This window comes from Tabrizicola sp., from assembly GCF_022842145.1.
GTDB lineage: Bacteria > Pseudomonadota > Alphaproteobacteria > Rhodobacterales > Rhodobacteraceae > Tabrizicola.
The window spans coordinates 26,499-49,234 of record NZ_JALHQD010000009.1 but is presented as its reverse complement, the minus strand read 5'-3'; the positions used below and the strand labels follow the sequence as shown (position 1 = coordinate 49,234).

Genomic DNA, 22,736 nt, shown 5'->3' with positions numbered 1-22,736 from the left:
GCTGACTACATCTATGTTCCATGAATGTTCTCGTCTGGCTCAAGCGCGACCTGCGCATCCACGACCATCCGGCGCTGACGCTGGCCGCAGAGCTGGGGTCGGTGCTGCCAGTCTATGTGGTCGAGCCTGACCTGTGGTTGCAGCCGGACGCCTCGGCCCGCCAGTGGGATCTGGTGGCGGAATCCCTGGTGGACCTGCGGGAAGCTTTGGGCGGCATCGGCGCGCCGCTGGTTGTGCGGGTGGGCGATGCGGTTCAGGTGCTGGCAGGTCTGTGCCAGCGGCACGGGATCACCCGCATCGTCAGCCATGAAGAGACCGGGAACCTCTGGACCTACGGCCGCGACCGGCGGGTTGCCGCTTGGGCCAAAGGCGCTGGGGTGGAGTGGGTGGAAGTCCCGCAGTCGGGCGTGGTGCGCCGCTTGCCGACGCGGGACATCTGGGCGGCCAGCCGGGACGGGTTCATGGCTCGGCCGGTGCTGCCCGTCCCTGCCCTTCGCGCGTTGGCGGGGGTGGAACCGGGGCTGATCCCGACGGCCCGCGCGTTGAAGCTGGCACCCGACCCCTGCCCGCACCGCCAGCTTGGCGGGCGCGCTCGCGGGCTGGAGTTGGTGGAGACCTTCCTCAGCCGCCGGGGCGAGCCTTACCGGGTGGCCATGTCCTCCCCCCTGTCGGCCGAGCGGGCCTGTTCGCGGCTGTCCCCGCATTTCGCTTTGGGGTCGCTCTCCATCCGCGAGGTGGTGCAGGCTACGGCGGCGCGGCAGGCGGAAAAGCCGGGTAGCAGGTGGGGCGGATCGCTGTCCAGCTTTCAGTCGCGGCTGGCCTGGCGGGACCACTTCATGCAAAAGCTGGAGGACCAGCCCTCCATCGAACTGCGTGACCTGCATCCCGTGGCGGTGACACGACCGCGCGAGACGGATGCGGCGCGTCTTGCGGCTTGGGAGAATGGCGAAACCGGGTTGCCGTTCTTGGATGCCTGCCTGCGCTATGTACGGGCGACGGGGTGGCTGAACTTCCGGATGCGGGCGATGGTGATTTCGGTCGCCTCCTATCACCTGTGGCTGGATTGGCGGGCGACCGGCGCGCATCTGGCGCGGATGTTCACCGATTACGAGCCCGGCATCCACTGGCCGCAGGTGCAGATGCAGTCTGGGACGACGGGGATCAACATCCCCCGGATCTACAACCCGGTGAAACAGGGGCTGGACCAGGACCCAACGGGCGCATTCACCCGGCGCTGGCTACCCGAACTGGCCGCGGTGCCGGACGCTTTCCTGCAGGAACCCTGGCTCTGGCCCGAGGCGCGGCGGCTGCTGGGTCACCGCTACCCAGAGCCGATTATCGACGTGGCCTCTGCCGCACGTGAGGCGCGGGACCTGATCTGGTCTGCCCGCAAGTCGGCAGGGTTTGCCGAAGTGGCCGGTCAGATCGTCCAGCGCCATGCCAGCCGATCCGGCAACCGCGAGGGGCGGCGACCGGTGAAGAAACCCCCGCAGGCCCAGCTGTCCCTGCCTTTCTGAACGCTTGACTCAAGGCGCGCCCCACTTACTGTACGGTCATTCAACAAGGGTGACCCGATGCCCCGCGACCCGCGCTATGACATCCTATTCGATGCCGTCCGCATCGGCCCCGTCACCGCCCCGAACCGCTTCTACCAGACCCCGCATGCCACCGGCTTTGGCTGGCAGCGCCCGCAATCCGGAGCGGCCTTGCGGGGCGTGAAGGCCGAGGGCGGTTGGGGGGTCGTTTGCACGGAATACTGCTCGATCCATCCAAGTTCGGATGACAGCCCCTATGCCTTCCTGACGCTTTGGGACGACGACGACATCGCACCGCTGGCCCTGACGGCGGATGCTATCCATGCGCATGGGTCATTGGCCGGGATCGAGCTTTGGCATGGCGGTGCCCATGCCTCGAACCGGATGACGCGGGTGCCGGGGATCGCGCCGGACGTGCAGCCCGCGCTTTACCACCTGCCCGCGACGGCGCGGGCGATGGACCTTTCGGACATCCGCGCCTTCCGGGGCTGGCAGCGGGATGCAGCCAAGCGGGCGAAGCGCGCGGGGTTCGACATCGTCTATGTCTATGCCGGACACGACTACCTGCCCTTCCAGTTCCTCTCGCGCCGCTCCAATCACCGGGGGGACGCCTATGGCGGGTCGCTGGAAAACCGGGTGCGCCTTCTGCGCGAGATGATCGAAGACACCAAGGACGCCGTCGGCGACACCTGCGCCGTGGCCGTTCGGCTTGCGGTGGACGAGTTGCACGGTCCGGAGGGGATCACCTCGGAAGGCGAGGGCCGGGAAGTCATTGAAATACTGGCAGAACTCCCCGACCTTTGGGATGTGAACGTGGCGGGGGCTTTGGGGAATGACTCGCGGTCGGCCCGGTTTTCGGCCGAGGGGTTTCAGGAGGAGAACGTCGCCTTCGTCAAAAGCCTGACGACCAAGCCGGTGGTGTCGGTGGGACGCTTCACCACGCCAGACCGGATGGTCAGCCAGATCCGGCGCGGGGTTCAGGATTTCATCGGCGCGGCACGGCCCTCCATCGCCGATCCATTTCTGCCTGCAAAGATCAGGGAGGGCCGAGAAGACGAGATCCGTGAGTGCATCGGCTGCAACATTTGCCGGGCGGCCAACAACGAAGGCGTTCCCTTGCGCTGCACGCAGAACCCGACGATGGGCGAGGAATGGCGGCGCGGCTGGCATCCGGAGCGGATCGCGGTGCATCCGAAGCGCGAGAAGGCGCTGGTGATCGGCGGCGGTCCGGCGGGACTCGAGGCTGCCTTGACGCTGGGACGGCGCGGGCTGGAGGTGACGCTGGCCGAGGCGTCGGATCAGTTCGGCGGGCGACTTCTGCGTGAAGCGACGCTGCCGGGGTTGCAGACCTGGATGCGGGTCCGGGACTGGCGGCTGCACATGATGGGAAAACTGCCGAACGTCGAGCTGTTCCCGGCGAGCCGGATGTCTGCGGCGGATGTGGCGGAGTTCGGGGCGGACCATGTGGTGCTGGCAACTGGCTCGCACTGGCGGCGCGATGGAGTTGGCGTTTACGCCATGCGACATGGCGCTTTTCCCAAGGCGCTGACGCCGGACGACGTGTTCGCGGGGGCGGCGGTCTTTGGTCCGGTCGTGATCTACGACGATGAACACTACGTCATGGCCGGCGCGCTGGCCGAAAAGCTGGCCGCCGCGGGGCATGAGGTCCACTACGTGACCACGGCTTCGGTCGCGTCTTCCTGGACGGTGATGACCAACGAGCAGGATTTCCTGCAGGCCCGGCTGATCGAGGCGGGGGTGCAGCTGCATCCGCTCAAGTCATTGAAAGGGCTGAATGGTGGGGAGATCACTCTGGCCTGCGTCTATACCGGCCGGGAAGAGCCCCTGCCCTGCGGGACGCTGATCCTCTGCACCGGGCGCGTGCCTGACGCTTCGCTCTACGACGCGTTGATTAGCCAGGGCATCACCGCCGCCCGTGTGGGTGATTGCCTGACGCCGTCCTCCATCGCCGATGCAGTCCATTCCGCCCACCGCCATGCGCGGCTCTTGGTCGAACCCGACCTGCCACCGCGCCGGGAACGTGCGCCGGAAAGGACCACCTGATGCGCCAGCGCCGTCCCGCCCGGACCCCGAACGCCATCCCGCAGCCCCCCTTCGGTCAGGTCCCGCGGGGCTATGAGCCGATCCGGGTCCTGTCCGACGACCAGGTAGAGGCGATCCACCAGGCGGCACTGACCTTGCTGGAAACGCAAGGCATGCGGGTGCTGAACGGGCGGGCGCTGGACCTGTTCCGCCAGTCCGGGGCGCGGGTCGAGGGAAACATGGTCTTTCCCGACGCCGGGTTGATCGAAGAGCGGCTGGCGACCGTGCCGCCCAGGTTTCGGATTGCAGCCCGGAACCGCGCCAAGGACCTGCGCTTCGGCGGCAACGACATGGTCTTCGCATCCGTTGGCGGACCGGCCTATGTGATGGACATCGACCGTGGGCGGCGCGACGGGACCTTGCAGGACATGCAGGATTTCCTGCGCCTGTGCCACAGCCTCAACATCGTCCAGCAGGAATCCGGCGGGCCGCTGGAGCCGATGGACCTGCCTGCCGCGACGCGCCACCTGGACCTTTACCTCAGCCAGATCACGCTTCTGGACAAAAGTTGGCAGCTGAACGCGCTGGGGCGCGAGCGGACGATGGACGGCATCAATATGGCGGCGCTGGCGATGGGCTGGTCGCTGGACGACCTCGCGCGGCAACCGATGATGATGGGCGTGATCAACACCAACTCGCCCCGGCAGCTGGACGACCCGATGAGCCAGGGACTGATCGCGCTGGCCGAACACGGGCAGGTGGCGATCGTGACACCCTTCACCTTGGCCGGCGCAATGGCACCCGTCAGTCTGGCGGGGGCGCTGGTGTTGCAGCACGCCGAGGCGATGTTTGGTGTTGTTCTGACCCAGATCGTCCGGCCAGGCGTGCCGGTGATGTATGGCGGGTTCACCTCGAACGTGGACATGAAGACCGGCGCGCCTGCCTTCGGCACGCCGGAATATGCCAAGGCCGCGCAGGCGTCGGGGCAACTTGCCCGCAGGATCGGGGTGCCCTTCCGGTCGTCGAACACCACCGCGGCCAATGCCTTGGATGCTCAGGCGGCCTACGAATCGATGATGTCGCTCTGGGGCTGCCTGATGGGCGGCGCGCATCTGGTGAACCACGGGGCGGGCTGGATGCACGGCGGCCTGACCGCAAGCTTCGAGAAGCTGATCCTCGACGCCGAGCTTCTGGGGATGATGCAGTCCTACTTCCGGCCCATCGCGGTCAACGACGAGGCGCTGTCACTGGAGGCCATCGCCGAGGCTGGCGTGGGCGGCCACTTCTTCGGCACCGCCCAGACGATGGCGCAGTACGAAACCGCCTTTCATGCGCCGATGCTATCGAACTGGGACAACTACCCGACCTGGCAGGCGCGGGGGTCAGAGGAGGCGCCGCAGCGGGCAAACCGGATCTGGAAGGACCTTTTGACCCATTACGAGGAACCCCCGCTGGACGAGGGCATTCGCGCGGCGCTGGAGGATTTCGTCGCCCGCCGCAAGGCCGAGGGCGGGGCCCCGACGAACTGATGGCGCGGTTCACCAGGCTTTCCAGCGGGGACCGCCGCGCTCAGCTGATGGATGTGGCTCTGGCCGGGCTGGCGAAGGGGGGCATCCAGGAATTCACCGTGGACAAGATCTGCGCCGCGGCCGGGGTGTCCCGCGGGTTGATCCTGCACCACTTCGGCTCGATGGCCGGGCTCTTGGCGGCGGTCTATGCCCGGCTTTACCGCGAGACGACGCCGGACCTATCCCCCCTTCCCGCCGAAACCCGGATCGACGTCCTGATCGACAGCAGCTTTGCCCCCAAGGCCTTCAACCGCGATACGCTGAATGCCTGGGTGGCGCTTTGGGGTCAGATTGCCAACACCCCTGCCCTGCGCGACGAGCACCGGCGGCAGTACGAGGCCTATCTGGCGCAGGTCACCGAGGCGATAGCCGCAGTTGCACAAGCAAGGGGGCGGACCGTTGATGCCCGCCACCTTGCCAGGTCCCTGATCTGCCTGATCGACGGGCTGTGCCTGCAGCACTGCCTTGATCCGGACGCGATGCCGCCCGCCGACGCGAAGGAGGCCTGTCGGACCTTCCTCGAGCCGCATCTGGGCTGATCACTCGGCCCCGACCGCCCGCGCCAGCTTGCCCAAGGTTTGCAAGCCAAGCTCCACCGCGCCGAAGCCCTTGGCGTCCTGATACTCCCTGGCGGTTGCCATCACCATGCCCAGCGTCACCTTCGTGGCACCGTCCACGTCCTCGAAACTGGCCCAGGCGTCGGCATGCTTCGGCCCGTTCTCGCCCCAGTGGAGCGTGTAGTCCAGCCGCGACCCTGGGATCACCGCGCCGTACTTGTGGTGGTTTGGAAAGACCGTCCCGTCCGGCGCGATCATGTCGAAGACCCATTCTCCCCCGGCCCGCAGATCGATGCGTGAGGTCTTGCACGAAAACCCGTCCGGCCCCCACCACTTCGGCAGGGACTCCGCGTTCATCCAGGCGCCCCAGACCACCGGGACCGGGGCCTTGATCACCCGTTGCAGCAGCATCGTCCGTTCAGCCACAGCGCTCAGGTTCGCGATGCCAGCGTCAAAGCCTTGCCGGTAGCCCGCCGCCATGTCGGCTGCCAGCGAGGCAAGCTGTACGGTCACAGTAATCCTGCTTCCGTCCCCGTCGCCCGCGAACTCGGCCGTGGACAAGGCGGCCGACAGGTTCTCGCCCTCGCGTGAGACGACCTCGTAGCCCACGGTCCGGGCTTCGGGCACTAGGTCCAGCCAACCGGCCTCGACCCGGATGTCCGGCTCTCCCGCCACCTTGCACAGCGAGACCTCGCGGCCCCCGACCCTGCTGTCGGCTTCGAGGAACTCCACCGTCACTGACGGCGCCGGGGAAGCCCAGACCGCACGGGCGGCGGGAGAGGTCCAGGCCGCATACAGCGTCGCCAAGGGGGCCGCGACCGTGCGCTGGAACGTCAGGGTGGCGAAGCGGTCGCCCACCTCATCGCGGCTCATGATTTCAGGCCCTGGGCGTATTCCTCAAGCTGGGTGACCACCGTGCCCCAGCCGTCGTAGAAGCCCATGTCCTTGTGCGCCTTCGCCGTGTCCGCGTTGCGATGCCGGGCGATGGCGGTGTACTTGGTGCGGCCGCCGCCGATGTCTTCGAAGGTCAGGATCGCGGTCATGAAAGGCTCGGGTGCGGGCTTCCAGCCTTCGGTATAAGCGTCGGTAAACACGAGCTTTTCGTTGGGCACGACTTCAAGATAGACGCCATTGTTCTGCATCTCGTTGCCCTCGACGTTGAATGTCGTGTTGCACTTGCCACCGACCCGCACGTCCAGCTCGCAAGAGGTCACCTTGTGCGGTTTTGGCACGAACCAGTGCACCAGATGCTCGGGCGTGGTCCAGCACATGTACAGGATCTCGCGCGGGGCGTTGACTTCGCGGGTCAGCACAAGGTCCAGCTCGGGGTTGAGGTTCGGGACGATATCAGGCGTCATTTCCGGGGTCATTTTTCGCGTTCCTTCATGAGTTTCGTCACATAGTCGTCCAGCCGATCCAGCCGCCCCTCCCAAAGCTTGCGCTGATCGTCCATCCAGTCGGTCATCGGCTGCAAAGCCTTTGGCTGGAAGGCGCAAGACCGGACCCGCCCGTCCTTCTGGGTCGAGACAAGCCCCGCCTCCTCCAGCACCGACAGGTGCCGAAGGATTGTCGGAAGCTTAAATCCCGATGGTCCGGCCAGTTCCGTCACCGGCGCCGGACCCTTGGCCAGACGGTTCAGCATCATGCGCCGGGTCGGATCCGAAAGCGCGTGGAACAGGAGGTCGAGGTGGGGATCATGCTTAGCCATGTCGCTAACTATACACCCTTTGCTGCGCCCCGAAAGGCAAAACTTAGCCAATCGGCAAAGTTTCGCATCTTCTGGAATTCGCGACAAGTGATTTGCGGGCCTCCTTGAAGATTCGGACCCTGCTTTCCTTGCTGAAACCCCGTCCGGTCGCCTATTGTGTGCCACAGCATACAAGCGCCCGAACGGGCAGTGGGGGACGTGCGATGACCAAGCGGATCGACCGGGCGGGGCTTCAGGTGGACGCAGTGCTTGCGCACTTTCTGGAGGACGAGGCGCTTCCGGGTTCGGGGATCAAGGCCGAGACGTTCTGGTCGGGCTTTGCCGGGCTGCTGGCCGACTTCGCACCGCAGAACCGGGCGCTTCTGGCAAAGCGGGACGCGCTGCAGGCCAAGATCGATGCGTGGCACGTTGCGCGTCGCGGTCAGCCGCATGACCACGCTGCCTACAAGGCGTTCCTGGCCGAGATTGGCTACCTCTTGCCCGAGGGTCCGACCTTCAGCATCGAGACGACCAACGTCGACCCGGAAGTCGCGAAGATTCCCGGTCCGCAGCTGGTCGTGCCGGTGACGAACGCCCGCTACGCCCTGAACGCCGCCAACGCCCGTTGGGGGAGCCTCTACGACTGCCTTTACGGAACGGATGCAATGGGCTCCCTGCCCCCGTCCGGTGGGTATGAGCGGGGCCGCGGCGCCCGCGTCGTCGCGCGCTCGCGGGTCTTTCTGGATGAGGCGTTTCCGATTGGAGGGGCCAGCCATGCCGACGTGCGGCGTTATGTGGTGAAGGACGGCGCGCTTCTGGTCGATGACCTGCCGCTGGTGGACCCGTCGAAGTTCGCAGGCTACCGGGGAAACCCGAAGGCCCCCGACGCGGTGCTGCTTCGGAACAACGGCTTGCATGTGGAGCTGGTCTTCGACCGGGCGCATTTCATCGGCTCGCGGGATCAGGCGCTGCTGGCCGACGTCCAGCTGGAAAGCGCGCTGACGGCGATCATGGACTGCGAGGATTCGGTCGCTTGCGTCGATGCCCAAGACAAGGTGGGTGCCTACCGGAACTGGCTGGGCCTGATGAAGGGCACGCTGTCGGAGGCCTTCGAGAAGGGAGGTCGCACGGTAGAGCGTCGGCTGGCGGCGGACCGGGAATACCTGGACCCTGCGGGCAGCCCCTTCACCCTGAAGGGCCGCGCGCTGATGTGGATCCGGAACGTGGGCCACCTGATGACCAACCCAGCGATCCTGTTGCCGGATGGGTCGGAGGTGCCCGAAGGGCTGATGGACGCGATGGTGACGGTGGCGATCGCGCTGCATGACCTGAAGAAGTCCGAGGGCATGCGGAACTCCGTCCTCGGGTCGGTCTACGTGGTGAAGCCGAAGATGCATGGGCCGGAGGAAGTGGCTTTCTCCGACGCCGTGATGGCGCGGGTGGAGGAGGTGTTGGGGCTGCCCGTCGCCACGGTCAAGCTGGGGATCATGGACGAGGAGCGGCGGACCTCGGTCAACCTCAAGGAATGCATCCGGGCGGCGAAGGGGCGGGTTGCCTTCATCAACACCGGTTTCCTGGACCGGACCGGGGATGAGATTCATACCTCGATGGAAGCCGGAGCCTTCAGCCGGAAGGATTTCATCAAGCGAAAGTCCTGGATCACGGCCTATGAGAACCTGAACGTCGATATCGGGCTGGAGTGCGGGCTGTCGGGTCGCGCGCAGATCGGCAAGGGGATGTGGGCGATGCCGGACCTGATGGCGGCGATGCTGGACGAGAAGATCGCCCATCCCCGCGCGGGGGCGAATACGGCCTGGGTGCCCTCGCCCACCGCCGCGACCCTCCATGCGCTTCACTACCACAAGGTCGACGTCTTCGCGGTGCAGGCGCGGCTGGCCAAGGGGGGGCGGCGGGCGCATGTGGACGGGATCCTGGACATCCCGCTGGCGAGCTTCCAGGCATGGAACCGGGCGCAGGTGCTGCGGGAGGTGGAGAACAACGCGCAGGGAATTCTGGGCTACGTGGTCCGCTGGATCGACCAGGGGGTCGGTTGTTCGAAGGTGCCGGACGTGAACGATGTCGGGCTGATGGAGGACCGGGCGACCTGCCGGATCTCGGCCCAGCATGTGGCGAACTGGCTCCATCACGGGGTGGTCAGCGAGGCCGAGGTGATGGAGGCGATGAAGAAGATGGCTGCCGTGGTGGACCGGCAGAATGCGGGCGATCCCCTGTATCGACCGCTGGCCCCGGCCTTCCAGGGGGCGGCCTTCCAGGCGGCCTGCGATCTGGTTTTCAAGGGGCGAGAGCAGCCTTCGGGGTACACCGAACCCCTCCTCCATGCCTGGCGGCTGCGGGTGAAGGCGGGGTGAGTGCCCGCGCGTGGGCAGCTTCGCGGGGCGTTTGATTTCAAGGGGTTGTCTGCGGGCGTTAGGAGTTTGTTAACGCGACCTCTTCAGTAATCGATTTCAAGCTGGCGACAGGTTTGCCATTGCCCAAGAAGCAGGAAGACGTAAGAAATTGGCGCATGGTGCGTCAAGGCGCATCCCTATCGCCAGTCATCTGCGTTTGTTGGAGAGGTTAATGGGCCAAAGCATTTCTCGGGTTCTGACGATTTCCTATCTTCTTGTTGGTCCGGCTCTTATTCTGGCATGGCTCGTCGGCAATTGGTCGTTTCTCGCGACGGCAGTGGGGCTGGTGGCCTGGATCGTCCTTGCCGTTGTGGGTGCGGTTGTGGCGTCCCAGTTGACGCCCAACATCTTCAGCAAGATGACGGATGACGAGCTCTTGCGTGCCCGGCGCTGCGTGGCGGAGACCGAGGCAAAGCGCCCGCTGCCTGCGGAAGATGCCGCGTGGCTGGAAGCCCTTTACCGGCGGTACGGCAAGAACCACACGGCCAAACAGCTTTATCCATCCCTGCGCCTTGCGGTGAAGGAGCGCCGCACGACGGCAAAGTCTCCCCCATCCGCCCCGGTATCTGCGCTGCCCGAGGCTTCGTCGTTGTCGAGGGGTCCGGCCTCAGGCCAACCGTCGCTGCATGATGGGTCAGCAATCGTGCTTGCGCGGGCCGCTCGCAGACCGGGCTTCGACGTGACGCGCGACGGCGAAAGCTGGTTCGGCGGACTACCTGCCTTGGGCGATGCGGTCTGGCCGCTGGACCAGGATGGCCAGCCCATGACGCCCCTGGCCCAGATCGCCCTGACGGGGCTAGCGGAAGCGGTAAAGGTTCCGGGCCTGCCACAGGATGGCAGCCTGGCGTTCTTTGCCGCACTTCCCGAAAGGGGGGACTGGATCGGTCGGGTGGTCCGCGTGGCGAAGCCCGGCCTGCCGACCCAACCTCCTGGCCCGCTGCCCCAGGTGATGAACCATAGCTTCGGTGGCCCTATTCGGCGCGGTGAGCCCGGCGATGATCAGCGCCTTTATCCCCGGATGGCCATGCAGCTTGTTCCGATCAGCGCCTCGGGCCGGACAGACCCGAAGGCGTTCAAGGCCGAGGTCGAAGCTGCGCTTGGCCCAGGCCGCCAGTACAACCTGAGCGCAAGCCTGTTCGAAGAGGCAATGCCAGACCCGAAGCGCCCGTGGAACCGGGATAGCTTGCTGCGCTTTCTGCGGGGAGCGCGGATCGCGCTTGGTTCGGGCGGGGCAGCGGAGAAGGAGTTGCGCAAGGTGCAGGCCAGTTATCCAAACCGCATCAAGAGCTTGACCGAAAAACTTGCGGGCGAGACCACGGAGCGTGAGGTCTTGCAAGCGCGGCTGGACAACACAAAAGCGGCGCTGAAGCGGCTGGACAGCATCCTTGCCGATTTTCCGGCCGCGACCCGGCAGCTGGTCGAGGAACTGGAGACGATGGACGCCTGGGCGCAAGGTGGGAACCGGTGGGCACCCCTGACCGAGGCCGAACAGGCGATGCTCGCGCCGTTGCTGGCGCCCTGGACCGCCTCACAAGGCCTTGGCAGCGCACATCTTGAGCGCACCCATCAGATCCATCGATATTTGAAGGACGGTGTCGACGAAACCCTTCTGGTGATGGCGGTGGCTGGGGACGATCTGTTCACGACACTGCCGGACGCCGTTCGCGAGGCGATCAATGGCCCCTGGCGGCAACCCTATGACCGGGGAAACCACCAGATGTTCGGTTGCCCGGACAGCGTTCAGGTCGCCGCAGAAGACAACGAAGACGCGCGGCTGCTGTTGCAGCTGCAATGCGACGATATCGCGGGCTTTTACTGGGGGGACGCGGGCGTGCTGCAGTTCTGGATCCGTCCCAAGGACCTGGAGGCCGGGCGCTGGGACCGGGCCTACATGACCTTCGAGGGGAACTGACGCGTCTACCCCTTTGGCGGTGCCTGGCCCATCAGCCCGACCTCGCGCGACCGCTTGGGACGCAGGTAAGCCCAGTTCAGCAGTGCCGCGGGGATGCCGATGACGACACCGGCGACGCCGGCCCAGAGGAAAGTGGAAAGCTCATACCGCCCGAAGGCGAGGCCCGCGATCACGACAGCACCGGCGACAGACGAGACCCAGATCACGACCAGCCAGATGCGAAGATGGGGGAACATGGCGCGACTCCTTTCATGGGAGATCGCTGGATCAACGACCCGGAACGGGTGCGGTTCCCTGCCGGGCGTTACCCGATGTCCAGCGCAATCGCGTGGATGCGCTGGTTGAGGTCGCCCAGCGCGGCCTGCACCGCGCGGTGGCGGGCGAGGCGGGACATCGGCGCGAAGGCCTCGGCCCGGATGGTGATGTGGAAGTGGCTGGCGCCCGAACCGTCGTCGCCCGCGTGGCCTGCGTGCTTGTGGCTTTCGTTTTCTACCCTTAGCACCGAGGGGTGGAAGGCGGCGGTCAGGCGGTCCTCGATTTCGTCTTTCACCGTCATGTCAGGCCAGCCCCCTTCTAACTTCTGGGAAAAGCCCTAAACTCATGCCCCCGAGTCGGAAAGGCCCAGTTCGCATGTCCAGTCGCCCACCATTCGAGTTCAACATCAGCGCCGCAGCTGACAAGAAGCGCAAGAAAACCGGGCGGCGCGGGATGTCGGGGGCGTTCGACACCGCGGACAAGGCCTGCGATTACCCCGGCTGCAAGGAGAAGGCGGCGTTCCGCGCGCCGAAATCGCCGGACCTGCTGGATGAGTTCTTCTGGTTCTGCAAGGACCACATCCGCGAGTACAATCTGAAATGGAACTTCTTCCAGGGCACCACGGACGATGAGTTCCAGAAGTTCCTGGACAAGGACCGGGTCTGGGAGCGGGAGACGAAGCCCTTCAGCCGGATCGGCGACGGCAATGCCTGGGCGCGGCTGGGGGTGAACGATCCGATGGCGCTTCTGGGCGAGAAGGCGACGCAGAATCCGGGGCGGCCCAGCTCGGCCGCGACGCGGAAGCTGCCGGCGACCGAGCGGAAGGCGGTCGAGATCCTGGACGCGCGCGACACGATGTCGAAGACCGAGATCCGCAAGGTCTACAAGGGCTTGATCAAGGTGCTGCACCCCGACATGAACGGCGGCGACCGCAGCCACGAGGAGCAGCTGCAGGAGGTCGTCTGGGCCTGGGAGCAGCTGAAGGACAGCCGGTATTTCCGGGACTAGGCGGTCCAGGACTTGGCGGGCCAGACTAGACGGGCCAGACTAGGCGAGTCTGAACGTCAGCGCCGCACCGTTCATGCAGTAGCGCAGGCCGGTGGGTGCGGGGCCGTCCTCGAACACATGGCCGAAGTGGCCTTCGCAGCGGCGGCAGTGGACTTCCGTCCTGGCACCGAAAATGCCGCCGTCCTCGCGCGTCGCGATGGCATCGGGCAGCGGCTTCCAGAACGAGGGCCAGCCGGTGCCGCTGTCGTATTTGGTGTCCGAGCTGAACGCCGCGAGATCGCAGCCGGCGCAGTGATAGGTGCCTTGGCGATTTTCCATGTTGAGCGGGCTGGTGTGGGGACGTTCCGTCTCTTCCTCGCGCAGGACGCGGTAGGAAAGGTCCGAAAGGCGCGCGCGCCATTCGGCGTCGCTGAGCGCGAAGGTTTCGGCGCGGGCCATCGGGGCGGCGAGGATCGTTGCAAGAAAAAGGCGGCGGTGCATCGGGGCGGCTCCTGGTTTGTGGCAGGGTATGACAGGGATACGCCGGCACGAAGTCGCAAGTTTCAGGATCACGCAAACGGGAAGCTTGCCCTTCCCCTTGAACCCCCCGGCGTTATGTTCCAAGGATGACCGGTGCGGTGCAATGGGGCGTCGCCGGCGAAAGATGGACCTACAGGATGCTGGATCAGGCGATGAAACCGACCGAGGAAATCTCGGTCCGCGATGTGTTCGGGATTGATACCGACATGCGTGTGAAGGGCTTCGCCGAGCGCACCGACCGCGTGCCGGCGATCGACCCGACCTACAAGTTCGACCCGGACACCACTTTGGCGATTCTGGCGGGCTTTGCCTATAACCGTCGGGTGATGATCCAGGGCTATCACGGTACGGGGAAGTCCACCCATATCGAGCAGGTCGCGGCGCGGCTGAACTGGCCTTGCGTGCGGGTCAACCTTGACAGCCACATCAGCCGGATCGACCTGATCGGCAAGGATGCGATCAAGCTGCGCGACGGCAAGCAGGTGACCGAGTTCCACGAGGGCATCCTGCCCTGGGCGCTGCGCAATGCGGTGGCCATCGTGTTCGACGAATACGACGCGGGCCGCGCGGACGTGATGTTCGTGATCCAGCGCGTGCTGGAGCATGACGGCAAGCTGACGCTTCTGGACCAGAACGAGATCATCACGCCGAACCCCTATTTCCGGCTGTTCGCGACGTCGAACACGGTGGGTCTGGGCGACACCACGGGGCTTTACCACGGCGTCCAGCAGATCAACCAGGCGCAGATGGACCGGTGGTCCCTGGTCGCGACGCTGAACTATCTGAGCCACGACGCGGAAACCGCGATCGTGCTGGCGAAGAACGCGCATTACAACACCGACAAGGGCCGCAAGGTCATCAGCCAGATGGTCACCGTCGCGGATCTGACCCGGACGGCCTTCATGAACGGCGATCTGTCGACGGTGATGTCGCCGCGAACGGTGCTGAACTGGGCGCAGAACGCCGAGATCTTCCGCAACGTGGGCTATGCCTTCCGGCTGACCTTCCTGAACAAGTGCGACGAGCTGGAACGCCAGACCGTGGCCGAGTTCTACCAGCGCTGCTTTGCCGAAGAGCTGCCGGAGTCGGCGGCCAGCATGGCGATGAAGTGATGCAGAAAGGGCGAGCCATCAGGTTCGCCCTTGGGTTGTGCGCCGCATTGCCGTCGGCAGTTTCGGCGGACCAGCTTGACTGGAACAGTGTTGGACTCAGGCAGAATGTCGTGCTTTGCGCCGCGCTGTTTCAGGTGCGCGGCGGATTGTGATCAATTTCGGCGGCGACGAGACTGAGGCGATGCAAGAGCTGAATGCCTCACTTCTCCTGCAGGACCTGTATCGAACTCGCACTTTCAGCTCTTTGCGAAAGCCCGATTCATCCGAAGATCGTCGGCGGTCGCCGGTCATTCGCGGTCCTTTGCCCACTACACCGTTCAATCTCGAAGAAGCGGTGCTTGGCGCGCGGAAGCGCGTGACAAACCTTTTTCTCGTGACAGGAGCGATGAACGCTCTGCCGCCAGCCTGCGAAGCAGACCAGACCTGCGCGTCCTGTGGGGATCTGCTGCGCGCGATCCGCGAACAGAAGTAGGCACCTTAGTTTTCTTTCTGCCTTGAAAAAGTGCGTTTCTACGTGCCCAATGCCCAAATGGCGCGCGGTTTGGAAACTTTTCTGGCCGTCTTCATGCTCGGGGCTGCGACTGCCCCCGGAGCGGCCGATCCCCTATTGCGCGAATTCGCGGTCTGCGCCGGGCGGTTGTCGGCGGTGATGGAAGACCAGTGGATGTTCGACGGGCCGGGGTCCGAGCGGACTGCAGAGGAGCTTGCCGCCGTTGTTTCACTGATCGACGCGTCGATGCCTGCTGGCGACGGCAGGAAGGTCATGGCCTGGCGGATCGACGCCAAGGTGGCGCAGCGGGGGCTTTTGCATCAGGGGCGGTTTGCGCGCGAGCCGCGTCTGGCCAGAACGGCAGCGGCCAGAGCCGAAGCTCTGGCCGCCGGTTGTCGTGACCTGCTGTTCGGTGCAGGAAGTTAGCGCGCGGCTTTGGTCGCGTTCGCCCACCAGATGACGTCATCCAGCATGGCCTTGGCCGACGGCGCGATCGAGCCTTCGATGTCGCCGAGGTTGCCCGAGCCACCGAAACCGGGGTGGACCTTGAAGAAGTCGCCGCCGCCGATGCGGATGTTGTTGCGGGTCGGAACCATCTGCAGTTCCACGCCGATGTTCTGCAGGTGACCCAGAGCGTTCGCGCCGCCCATCGAGCCGTAAGCCACGGCACCGAAGGGCTTTTTGGCCCATTCTACGTAGGCCTGGTCCAGCGCGTTCTTCAGCTCGCCCGTGACCGAGCGGTTGTATTCGGCGACGACGAAAATGTAGCCGTCGAACTCACCGATCTTCTTCTGCCATGCGACGGCAGCCGGGTCCTGGCTGGGCGCCCAGGCGTTCGAGGCAACCTCGGCGAAGAAGGGCAGCTTGTGGTCGCGCAGGTCAACCACTTCGACGTCGATGTCGCCGCGGGCTTCGGCCTGAGCCTTGATCCAGGCGGTCGGGATGTCGGCAAAGCGGGTCGGGCGGGTCGACGAAACGATGATCGCGATCTTCGGGTTGGCCATGTGTCAGGTTCCTTGCGGGGTTTGAATTCTATGCGCTCTTATCTGTGGTTGTTCCCCGTGGTGCCAACTCCTCAGGGCCGCGCCGGGTCTGTGCAGTGACGCACGTGAGGCGCATCCGGGATTGCCTTTCGGTGACGGGCGGGGCCTGTGCAGCCCCGGGGCTTTGGCCCGGTCGGCTTTTCCTGCCCATAGCCTTGCGGTCGGGCTTGCCGACGCCGGGGCGGGGTGCTTTATCTTCGATATGAACAAGCCCACCGACAATCCCGCCGATCCCTTCAAGAAGGCCCTCGCCGAGGCCACCCGCACGATGGCGGATGACCCGGAGATGACGGTGACCTATTCCGTCGATCCGGCCGGGATGAACAAGGAAGGCGTGCGCCTGCCGCAGGTTTCGCGCCGGATGACGCGGGACGAGGTGCTGCTTGCGCGCGGAACGGCGGACGCCTTCGCCTTGCGGCGCAAGTATCACGACGACGGGGTGGCCGCGCGCTATGCACCGACGGGGCCCTTGGCGCGGGACATCTACGACGCGATGGAGAACGCCCGCTGCGAGGCGGTGGGTGCGCGCGACATGCCGGGCACCGCGGGCAACATCGACGCGAAGATCGCCAATGAAGCGGACCGCAAGGGGTATGGCCAGGTGACGCAGGCCAGTGAGATCCCGCTGCCGGTCGCGGCGGGCTATCTGGTGCGACAGATGGCAACCGGGCGGGCCTTGCCGAAGTCGGCGGAACACGCGGCCGATCTCTGGCGCGGGTTCGTCGAGGATCAGGCGGGCGAGACGCTGTCGAATCTGGACCACGTGCTGGCCGACCAGGCTGCCTTTGCGCGACTGGCCCGGAAGGTCATCGCCGACCTTGGCTACGGTGACCAGCTGGGCGACGACCCCGACGCGCCCGAGGATGCGGGCGACGACCAGGCCGAAGAGGACCAGGATTCGCCCGATTCGGCAGGCGAGGAGCAGGAGGAGTCCGACGAGTCCGAGGCATCGCCCGAGCGGAGCCAGGAAGAACAGCAGGACCAGTCCCAGGCGCAAGTCACGATGGAAGACAGCGCCGACATGGAACAGGGCGACGAGGCTGAGCTGCCCGAAGGCGAAGCTCCGCTGGAGCCGCCGCCGCCGGCGCCCTATTCGGACGCGGACCCGAACTATTCGGTGTACACCACGGATTTCGATGAAGAAATCAAGGCCGAAGAACTGGCCGAGCCCGCCGAGCTGGAGCGGTTGCGCGCCTATCTGGACCAACAGCTGGAGCCGTTGAAGGGCGCGGTGTCGCGGCTGGCGAACAAGCTGCAGCGCCGCTTGCAGGCGCAGCAGAACCGGTCCTGGCTGTTCGATCTGGAGGAAGGCACGCTGGACGCGGGCCGGTTGGCGCGGGTGGTGGCAAACCCGACGACTCCGCTGAGCTTCAAGCAGGAGAAGGACACCGAGTTCCGCGATACCTGCGTGACGCTTCTTCTGGACAACTCCGGTTCCATGCGGGGGCGGCCGATCTCGATCGCGGCGATCTGTGCGGACGTGCTGGCGCGGACGCTGGAACGCTGTTCGGTGAAGGTGGAGATCCTGGGTTTCACCACGCGGGCCTGGAAGGGCGGGCAATCGCGCGAGCGGTGGCTGGCGCAGGGGCGGCCGCAGATGCCGGGGCGGCTGAACGACCTGCGGCACATCATCTACAAGTCGGCGGATGCGCCCTGGCGGCGGGTGCGGCCGAATCTGGGCCTGATGATGAAAGAGGGTCTGCTGAAAGAAAACATCGACGGCGAGGCGCTGGAATGGGCGCATCGGCGGATGCTGGCGCGACCCGAGGCGCGCAAGATCATGATGGTGATCAGCGACGGCGCCCCGGTCGACGACTCAACTCTGTCCGTCAACCCCGCGAATTATCTTGAGAAACACCTGCGCGACGTCATCGCGATGGTGGAGCGGCGGCGGGCGGTGGAGCTGATCGCGATCGGCATCGGGCATGACGTGACGCGCTACTATCAGCGGGCGGTGACGATCACCGACGTGGAGCAGTTGGCGGGCGCGATGACCGAACAGCTGGCGGGGCTGTTCGAGGTGGACCCCAAGAAGCGCGCCCGCGCGCTGGGGTCGCGGCGGGCGGGGTAAGGGGGCTGTCCGCCCCCTCGGAGCTTTCGCTCCTCACCCCCGAGGATATTTGGACAAAGATGAAAGGCCTGCGGGATGTTCCAGAGCTTCGAGAGCCATGCATCGCCCGATCAAGGCCCGCCGCGAATGACGGCTTTGCGAGCGAAGCTGGCGGCGATGGGGCTGGCCGGTTTCATCGTGCCGCGGTCGGATGTGCATCAGGGCGAGTATGTCGCGGCCCGGGATGAGCGGCTGCAATGGCTGACCGGCTTTACCGGGTCCGCAGGGTTCTGCATCGTGCTGCCGGACCTGGCGGGGGTGTTCATCGACGGGCGCTACCGGACGCAGGTGAAGGCTCAGGTCGATCTTGCGGCCTTTACTCCGGTGCACTGGCCAGAGGTGAAACCGGGCGACTGGATCAGGGAAAATCTGGCGGCGGGAGTCGTTGGTTTCGACCCTTGGCTGCATACCGCCGACGAAGTCGAGAAACTTGAGAAGGCACTTGAGGGAACGGGCGCAAGACTTTCGTCGGTAAAGGAAAATCCGGTTGATGCGACTTGGTCCTATCAGCCGGGCGCGCCTTGTGGCAAGGCCTTTGTGCACGCGGTGGAGTTGGCTGGGGAAAGCCATGCGGCAAAGCGGGCCCGGCTGGCCGAGGGCTTGCGGAAAGCGGGGCAGCGGGCCGCGGTGGTGACACTGCCCGATTCGCTGTGCTGGCTTTTGAACATCCGCGGTGCCGATGTGCCCAAGAATCCGGTCCTGCACGGCTTTGCGGTGCTGCACGACGACGGGCGTGTCGACCTGTTTGTCGATCCGGCAAAGCTGGACGATGCCGTCCGGGCGCATCTGGGCCCGGAGGTGGCGCTGCATCCGGTGGAGGGTTTCGCCGAGGCGCTGAAGCGGCTGACGGGACCGGTACGGGTGGACAAGGGGACGGCGCCTTTGGCGGTGTCGGGCATCCTGAAGGGCGCCGGGGTCGAGGTCTCATGGGGCGACGATCCCTGCCGACTGCCCAAGGCCTGCAAGAACCCCGCCGAGATCGCCGCGACGCGCGAGGCGCATCTGCGGGACGGTGCGGCGATGGTCGAATTCCTGCGCTGGCTGGACGAAGCCTCGCCCTCTGGCGGGCTGACGGAGATCTCGGTGGTGCAGGCGCTGGAAGGCTTTCGACGTGCGACCAACGCGCTTCACGACATCAGCTTTGACACCATCTGCGGCGCGGGTCCGAACGGCGCGATCATGCACTACCGGGTGACCGAGGAGACGAACCAACCGGTGCAGCAGAACGAGCTTCTGCTGGTCGATTCGGGGGCCCAGTATCTGGACGGGACCACGGACATCACCCGCACGGTGGCCGTCGGCGATCCCGGCGGGGAGGCGCGGGAGTGTTATACGCGGGTTTTGCAAGGGTTGATCGCGATCAGCAGAGTGCGGTTTCCGAAGGGTCTGCCGGGGCGGGATATCGACGCGCTGGCGCGGTTCAACCTGTGGGTCGCGGGTCAGGACTACGACCACGGCACCGGGCATGGCGTGGGGGCGTTCCTCAGCGTCCACGAGGGGCCGCAGCGGATCAGCCGTATCTCGGAAGTGCCGCTGGAAGTGGGCATGATCCTGTCGAACGAGCCGGGATACTACCGTGAAGGGGCGTTCGGCATCCGGCTGGAAAACCTGATCGTGGTCGGGGAGGCCCCTGCCCTGGGTGACAACCGCGCGCAGATGGCTTTCGAGACGCTGACCTTTGTCCCGTTCGACCGCAGATTGATCCTGACCGAAGAACTTTCTCCTGCAGAGCGTCGTTGGCTGGATGGCTACCACGCCGAAGTGCTGGAAAAGCTTGGCAACCGGGTTTCCGGTGCTACGCTTGCCTGGTTGAGGGACGCCTGCGCCCCTTTGTAGGAGGGTGCCCTTGGCCAACGACATCACGATCAGTCCCATCGATGGGCCCGTCACGGTAACGGCGGGGTCCACGGTGATCGGCCGCAGCAGCCGGGCGCTGGAGCTGAAGGAGGGCAGTTATCCCGCTGTCACCTATGTCCCGCGTGAGGACATCGACATGGACCGTCTGGTCCCGACCAGTCACGCGACCTCCTGCCCCTGGAAGGGCAAGGCCAGCTACTTTTCGGTCAAGGGAGATTTCGGTGTGCTGGCCAACGCGGTCTGGTCCTATGAGACACCGAAGGACGACGTGGCCGCGATTGCCGGGCACCTGGCCTTCTATCCCGACCGCGTGAAAGTCACGCGCGGCTAGCGGCTTCCTCGCGGATGCGCTGGACCATCGCGCGGACGCCGTTGGATCGCTGGCTGGAAAGATGTTCGTTCAACCCAAGCCGCCCAAGTTCGGCAGAGGCGTCGATCTTGCCGACCTCGGCCAGGGGGACGCCGGAATAAAGCGCATGCAGGACGGCGATCAGGCCGCGGACGATCATCGCATCGCTGTCGCCCTGGAAGTCGAAGGTGCCGCCGTCGGTGAGCGGTCGCAGCCAGACCTGGCTGGCACAGCCCTGAACCTTCAGCGCCGGGACCTTGAAGCTGTCATCGAGCGGCGGCATCGCTTTGCCCAGTTCGATGACATGGCGGTAGCGGTCTTCCCAGTCGTCCAGGAAGTCAAAGGTTTCAGCGATCTCTTCGAAGGCTTCGGTGGCCATGCGCAGCTCCTTGATGGGGATGAGGTAAGCCCGCCGAGCGCAAAGGTCCAGACCAGAGAACCGCTTTTCAAACGCGGTGCCATCGGCTACCCAAGAGGCAATCGTTCAGGAAGATGCCATGCCCGTTTCCCGCCGTCTTGTCGTTCTTGGCCTTGGCCTTGCCCTAGCGGGGTGCGGGGGTCTGAGGGACAGCCGGTTGAACCCGTTCAACTGGTTCCGCCGCTCCGAGCCGCGCGAGACGATCGTGTTGCCGGGGGAGGAGGCCGATACCCGGCCCTTGGTGGATACGGTGCTGTCGATGGCGGTCGAGCCGATCCCCGGCGGGGCCGTGGTGCGGGCGCGCGGCGTGACGCCGACCCAGGGCTGGTGGGAGGCTGAACTTGTGGCCCGTGACGTCGGGGATGACGGGGTTCTGGTCTACGAGTTCCGCCTGTTGCCGCCCAAGGGCCGGACCGACGTGAATACCCAAAGATCGCGCGAGATCGACGTGGCGATCTACATTTCGGACATCAAGCTGCAAAGCGTGCGCGAGATTGTCGTGCAGGGTGCCAGCAACGCCCGTTCGGCACAGCGCTAGCGGAAGGCTTCTCGTCACGACGCGGAGTGAAGAGGTTCACGACGCGCGATCAGAGGTGGACGACGCGGACCTCGTTGCCCTTGGCCGAAAGCGCAATCTCGCCCTTGCAGAGCCGGATCGCGTCGTCGCCGAACGCTTCGCGCCGCCAACCGGCCAGGGCCGGAACCTCGCGGTCGCCGGCGGCGATCTGGTCAAGCTCGGCCGATGAGGCGATCAGGCGGGGGGCGACGCCAAGGGATTCGGACTTGGCCTTCAGCAGCACGCGGAGAAGATCGGCCAGGGCCGGGTTGACCTGCATCTGTTCGCGCGAGGCGTCGATCTTCGGCATGTCCTCGGGCTTCATCTCCTGGCCCTCCTTCACCGCGGCGAGGATGCCGTCGGCGATCTCGGGCTTGCGCCCTTCGCGCAGAAGGAGGCGCGAGCGGCCCAGTTCCTCGACCGAGGTGGGCCGGGTCGAGGCAAGTTCCAGAAGCGCGTCGTCCTTCATCACCCGGCTGCGGGGCACGTTCTGTCCCTGCGCATAGGATTCGCGGAACTTGGCCAGCGCCTTCACCACGGCCAGGAAGCGGCCAGAGGTGGTGCGGGTCTTGATGCGCTGCCACGCCTCGTCAGGGTTGACGGTATAGGTGGCGGGATCGGTGAGCAGCGACAGTTCCTCGGCCACCCAGTCGGCGCGACCGTTCTTCTTCAACTGAGCCGCCAGGAATTCGTAGATCACCCGCAGATGGGTGACGTCGGCAATGGCATAGTCCTTTTGGGCGTCCGAGAGGGGCCGGCGCGACCAGTCGGTGAAGCGCGAGGTCTTGTCGAGGTTCGCCTTGGCGATGCGCTTGACCAGCGTCTCATAGCCCACCTGTTCGCCGAAGCCGCAGACCATCGCGGCGACCTGGGTGTCGAAAAGAGGGTTCGGGAAGACGCCGCCTTCGACGAAAAAGATTTCCAGATCCTGCCGGGCGGCGTGGAAGACCTTGACGGTCGCCTCATGCCGGAAGAGGTCGTAGAGCGGCTCCATCGACATCTTGTCGCCCGCGATCGGGTCGATCAGGACGGCCTCACCGGCGCCGGGCAGTGCCATCTGGATCAGGCAAAGCTTGGACCAGTAGGTGCGTTCACGCAGGAATTCGGTGTCGATGGTGACGAACGGCTGGGATTTGGCGAGGGCGCAGTAGTCGGCGAGGTCTTCGGTCGTCGTGATCGTGCGCATGTTGCCTCTCGCCCGCGGGGTCATCCCGCCCATTATTCAGGTGGTCATAGGCGGAACCGGGGGAAAAGGGAAGAGCGGCCTTGTGGCGGTCGGGCGGGCATGCCTTTGGTGGCGTTTTGCGGA

23 protein-coding genes are annotated in these 22,736 nt (G+C 65.5%); 14 read left to right on the top strand and 9 right to left on the bottom strand.

What is annotated here, in order from left to right:
- The first annotated feature begins 20 nt into the window (after window positions 1-20).
- Genes Q0C42_RS18260 through Q0C42_RS18245 form a run of 4 tightly spaced genes read left to right on the top strand, consistent with a single transcriptional unit; the run spans window position 21 to window position 5,685 of the window.
- Window positions 21-1,517, top strand: coding sequence for an FAD-binding domain-containing protein (locus Q0C42_RS18260; protein ID WP_295079332.1), 1,497 nt, complete (start codon window positions 21-23; stop codon window positions 1,515-1,517).
- Window positions 1,518-1,574: 57 nt separating this feature from the next.
- Window positions 1,575-3,599, top strand: a complete 2,025-nt coding sequence (locus Q0C42_RS18255) for an FAD-dependent oxidoreductase (RefSeq protein WP_295079329.1) — start codon at window positions 1,575-1,577, stop codon at window positions 3,597-3,599.
- Window positions 3,599-5,107 (top strand): trimethylamine methyltransferase family protein, encoded by a 1,509-nt coding sequence (locus tag Q0C42_RS18250; RefSeq protein WP_295079327.1) that lies wholly within the window; start codon window positions 3,599-3,601, stop codon window positions 5,105-5,107. Before Q0C42_RS18255 ends, Q0C42_RS18250 begins: the two co-directional genes overlap by 1 nt.
- A complete protein-coding gene (locus tag Q0C42_RS18245) occupies window positions 5,107-5,685 on the top strand; it encodes a TetR family transcriptional regulator C-terminal domain-containing protein (protein ID WP_295079324.1) in 579 nt (192 codons plus the stop codon). The genes Q0C42_RS18250 and Q0C42_RS18245 overlap by 1 nt, the downstream gene beginning before the upstream one ends.
- Here Q0C42_RS18245 and Q0C42_RS18240 read toward each other — a convergent pair whose 3' ends face one another.
- From Q0C42_RS18240 to Q0C42_RS18230, 3 genes are read right to left on the bottom strand one after another with little or no spacing between them, the layout of a single operon-like run.
- Entirely contained in the window at window positions 5,686-6,576 is an 891-nt protein-coding gene (locus Q0C42_RS18240; protein WP_295079321.1) for an SRPBCC domain-containing protein, read from the bottom strand. It abuts the gene before it with no gap.
- Entirely contained in the window at window positions 6,573-7,073 is a 501-nt protein-coding gene (locus Q0C42_RS18235) for an SRPBCC family protein (protein ID WP_295079319.1), read from the bottom strand. Before Q0C42_RS18235 ends, Q0C42_RS18240 begins: the two co-directional genes overlap by 4 nt.
- Window positions 7,070-7,411, bottom strand: coding sequence for a helix-turn-helix transcriptional regulator (locus Q0C42_RS18230; RefSeq protein ID WP_295079316.1), 342 nt, complete (start codon window positions 7,409-7,411; stop codon window positions 7,070-7,072). Before Q0C42_RS18230 ends, Q0C42_RS18235 begins: the two co-directional genes overlap by 4 nt.
- Window positions 7,412-7,614: 203 nt before the next feature.
- Here Q0C42_RS18230 and Q0C42_RS18225 point away from each other — a divergent pair, with 203 nt between their 5' ends.
- Together Q0C42_RS18225 and Q0C42_RS18220 are read left to right on the top strand one after the other, a co-directional pair.
- Entirely contained in the window at window positions 7,615-9,759 is a 2,145-nt protein-coding gene (locus Q0C42_RS18225; RefSeq protein WP_295079313.1) for a malate synthase G, read from the top strand.
- Window positions 9,760-9,970: 211 nt separating this feature from the next.
- Window positions 9,971-11,710, top strand: coding sequence for a DUF1963 domain-containing protein (locus Q0C42_RS18220; protein ID WP_295079310.1), 1,740 nt, complete (start codon window positions 9,971-9,973; stop codon window positions 11,708-11,710).
- A 5-nt stretch (window positions 11,711-11,715) separates the two neighbouring features.
- On the opposite strand, the gene Q0C42_RS18215 is transcribed toward Q0C42_RS18220, so the two are convergent.
- The gene (locus Q0C42_RS18215; RefSeq protein WP_295079308.1) at window positions 11,716-11,946 is read right to left on the bottom strand and encodes a hypothetical protein; all 231 of its coding nucleotides are present in this window, start codon (window positions 11,944-11,946) and stop codon (window positions 11,716-11,718) included.
- Window positions 11,947-12,014: 68 nt separating this feature from the next.
- Entirely contained in the window at window positions 12,015-12,266 is a 252-nt protein-coding gene (locus Q0C42_RS18210) for a BolA family transcriptional regulator (RefSeq protein ID WP_295079305.1), read from the bottom strand.
- Window positions 12,267-12,340: 74 nt separating this feature from the next.
- Between Q0C42_RS18210 and Q0C42_RS18205 the strand changes: the two genes are divergently transcribed.
- Window positions 12,341-12,973 (top strand): DnaJ domain-containing protein, encoded by a 633-nt coding sequence (locus Q0C42_RS18205; protein WP_295079302.1) that lies wholly within the window; start codon window positions 12,341-12,343, stop codon window positions 12,971-12,973.
- Window positions 12,974-13,012: 39 nt separating this feature from the next.
- Here Q0C42_RS18205 and msrB read toward each other — a convergent pair whose 3' ends face one another.
- Window positions 13,013-13,453, bottom strand: coding sequence for a peptide-methionine (R)-S-oxide reductase MsrB (gene msrB, locus Q0C42_RS18200; RefSeq protein WP_295079299.1), 441 nt, complete (start codon window positions 13,451-13,453; stop codon window positions 13,013-13,015).
- A gap of 176 nt (window positions 13,454-13,629) precedes the next feature.
- On the opposite strand from msrB, the gene cobS reads away from it, so the two are divergent.
- From cobS to Q0C42_RS18185, 3 genes are all read left to right on the top strand, one after another.
- A complete protein-coding gene (gene cobS, locus Q0C42_RS18195) occupies window positions 13,630-14,604 on the top strand; it encodes a cobaltochelatase subunit CobS (RefSeq protein WP_295079678.1) in 975 nt (324 codons plus the stop codon).
- A 115-nt stretch (window positions 14,605-14,719) separates the two neighbouring features.
- Window positions 14,720-15,076 (top strand): hypothetical protein, encoded by a 357-nt coding sequence (locus tag Q0C42_RS18190; RefSeq protein ID WP_295079297.1) that lies wholly within the window; start codon window positions 14,720-14,722, stop codon window positions 15,074-15,076.
- A 57-nt stretch (window positions 15,077-15,133) separates the two neighbouring features.
- On the top strand, window positions 15,134-15,520 hold the full coding sequence (locus tag Q0C42_RS18185; protein WP_295079294.1) for a hypothetical protein: 387 nt from the start codon (window positions 15,134-15,136) through the stop codon (window positions 15,518-15,520).
- On the opposite strand, the gene Q0C42_RS18180 is transcribed toward Q0C42_RS18185, so the two are convergent.
- Window positions 15,517-16,098 carry an NADPH-dependent FMN reductase gene (locus Q0C42_RS18180; protein ID WP_295079290.1) on the bottom strand — a complete coding sequence of 194 codons (582 nt, stop codon included), beginning with the start codon at window positions 16,096-16,098 and terminating at the stop codon, window positions 15,517-15,519. The genes Q0C42_RS18185 and Q0C42_RS18180 overlap by 4 nt on opposite strands.
- Window positions 16,099-16,339: 241 nt before the next feature.
- Between Q0C42_RS18180 and cobT the strand changes: the two genes are divergently transcribed.
- The 3 genes from cobT (at window position 16,340) to Q0C42_RS18165 (ending at window position 20,435) form a co-directional block, all read left to right on the top strand.
- Complete coding sequence (gene cobT, locus Q0C42_RS18175) at window positions 16,340-18,208, top strand: cobaltochelatase subunit CobT (RefSeq protein ID WP_295079287.1); 1,869 nt, start codon at window positions 16,340-16,342, stop codon at window positions 18,206-18,208.
- Window positions 18,209-18,283: 75 nt separating this feature from the next.
- A complete protein-coding gene (locus tag Q0C42_RS18170; RefSeq protein ID WP_295079283.1) occupies window positions 18,284-20,083 on the top strand; it encodes an aminopeptidase P family protein in 1,800 nt (599 codons plus the stop codon).
- A 10-nt stretch (window positions 20,084-20,093) separates the two neighbouring features.
- Window positions 20,094-20,435 carry a DUF427 domain-containing protein gene (locus Q0C42_RS18165; protein ID WP_295079280.1) on the top strand — a complete coding sequence of 114 codons (342 nt, stop codon included), beginning with the start codon at window positions 20,094-20,096 and terminating at the stop codon, window positions 20,433-20,435.
- On the opposite strand, the gene Q0C42_RS18160 is transcribed toward Q0C42_RS18165, so the two are convergent.
- Entirely contained in the window at window positions 20,422-20,832 is a 411-nt protein-coding gene (locus tag Q0C42_RS18160; protein WP_295079277.1) for a SufE family protein, read from the bottom strand. The genes Q0C42_RS18165 and Q0C42_RS18160 overlap by 14 nt on opposite strands.
- 118 nt (window positions 20,833-20,950) lie before the next feature.
- Between Q0C42_RS18160 and Q0C42_RS18155 the strand changes: the two genes are divergently transcribed.
- The gene (locus Q0C42_RS18155) at window positions 20,951-21,409 is read left to right on the top strand and encodes a hypothetical protein (protein ID WP_295079273.1); all 459 of its coding nucleotides are present in this window, start codon (window positions 20,951-20,953) and stop codon (window positions 21,407-21,409) included.
- A gap of 49 nt (window positions 21,410-21,458) precedes the next feature.
- On the opposite strand, the gene rnd is transcribed toward Q0C42_RS18155, so the two are convergent.
- The gene (gene rnd / locus Q0C42_RS18150; protein WP_295079271.1) at window positions 21,459-22,613 is read right to left on the bottom strand and encodes a ribonuclease D; all 1,155 of its coding nucleotides are present in this window, start codon (window positions 22,611-22,613) and stop codon (window positions 21,459-21,461) included.
- Window positions 22,614-22,736: the final 123 nt, after the last annotated feature.

What these genes read in the sequence shown, in the direction of transcription:
- Q0C42_RS18160 (WP_295079277.1), bottom strand. Translation starts at nt 20,832, where the DNA reads ATGGCCACCGAAGCCTTCGAAGAGATCGCTGAAACCTTTGACTTCCTG.
- Q0C42_RS18235 (WP_295079319.1), bottom strand. Translation starts at nt 7,073, where the DNA reads ATGACCCCGGAAATGACGCCTGATATCGTCCCGAACCTCAACCCCGAG.
- Q0C42_RS18245 (WP_295079324.1), top strand. Translation starts at nt 5,107, where the DNA reads ATGGCGCGGTTCACCAGGCTTTCCAGCGGGGACCGCCGCGCTCAGCTG.
- Q0C42_RS18255 (WP_295079329.1), top strand. Translation starts at nt 1,575, where the DNA reads ATGCCCCGCGACCCGCGCTATGACATCCTATTCGATGCCGTCCGCATC.
- Q0C42_RS18215 (WP_295079308.1), bottom strand. Translation starts at nt 11,946, where the DNA reads ATGTTCCCCCATCTTCGCATCTGGCTGGTCGTGATCTGGGTCTCGTCT.
- Q0C42_RS18225 (WP_295079313.1), top strand. Translation starts at nt 7,615, where the DNA reads ATGACCAAGCGGATCGACCGGGCGGGGCTTCAGGTGGACGCAGTGCTT.
- Q0C42_RS18210 (WP_295079305.1), bottom strand. Translation starts at nt 12,266, where the DNA reads ATGACGGTGAAAGACGAAATCGAGGACCGCCTGACCGCCGCCTTCCAC.
- cobT (WP_295079287.1), top strand. Translation starts at nt 16,340, where the DNA reads ATGAACAAGCCCACCGACAATCCCGCCGATCCCTTCAAGAAGGCCCTC.
- msrB (WP_295079299.1), bottom strand. Translation starts at nt 13,453, where the DNA reads ATGCACCGCCGCCTTTTTCTTGCAACGATCCTCGCCGCCCCGATGGCC.
- Q0C42_RS18250 (WP_295079327.1), top strand. Translation starts at nt 3,599, where the DNA reads ATGCGCCAGCGCCGTCCCGCCCGGACCCCGAACGCCATCCCGCAGCCC.
- Q0C42_RS18240 (WP_295079321.1), bottom strand. Translation starts at nt 6,576, where the DNA reads ATGAGCCGCGATGAGGTGGGCGACCGCTTCGCCACCCTGACGTTCCAG.
- Q0C42_RS18260 (WP_295079332.1), top strand. Translation starts at nt 21, where the DNA reads ATGAATGTTCTCGTCTGGCTCAAGCGCGACCTGCGCATCCACGACCAT.
- Q0C42_RS18155 (WP_295079273.1), top strand. Translation starts at nt 20,951, where the DNA reads ATGCCCGTTTCCCGCCGTCTTGTCGTTCTTGGCCTTGGCCTTGCCCTA.
- rnd (WP_295079271.1), bottom strand. Translation starts at nt 22,613, where the DNA reads ATGCGCACGATCACGACGACCGAAGACCTCGCCGACTACTGCGCCCTC.
- Q0C42_RS18205 (WP_295079302.1), top strand. Translation starts at nt 12,341, where the DNA reads ATGTCCAGTCGCCCACCATTCGAGTTCAACATCAGCGCCGCAGCTGAC.
- Q0C42_RS18185 (WP_295079294.1), top strand. Translation starts at nt 15,134, where the DNA reads ATGGCGCGCGGTTTGGAAACTTTTCTGGCCGTCTTCATGCTCGGGGCT.
- Q0C42_RS18170 (WP_295079283.1), top strand. Translation starts at nt 18,284, where the DNA reads ATGTTCCAGAGCTTCGAGAGCCATGCATCGCCCGATCAAGGCCCGCCG.
- Q0C42_RS18180 (WP_295079290.1), bottom strand. Translation starts at nt 16,098, where the DNA reads ATGGCCAACCCGAAGATCGCGATCATCGTTTCGTCGACCCGCCCGACC.
- Q0C42_RS18230 (WP_295079316.1), bottom strand. Translation starts at nt 7,411, where the DNA reads ATGGCTAAGCATGATCCCCACCTCGACCTCCTGTTCCACGCGCTTTCG.
- Q0C42_RS18220 (WP_295079310.1), top strand. Translation starts at nt 9,971, where the DNA reads ATGGGCCAAAGCATTTCTCGGGTTCTGACGATTTCCTATCTTCTTGTT.
- cobS (WP_295079678.1), top strand. Translation starts at nt 13,630, where the DNA reads ATGCTGGATCAGGCGATGAAACCGACCGAGGAAATCTCGGTCCGCGAT.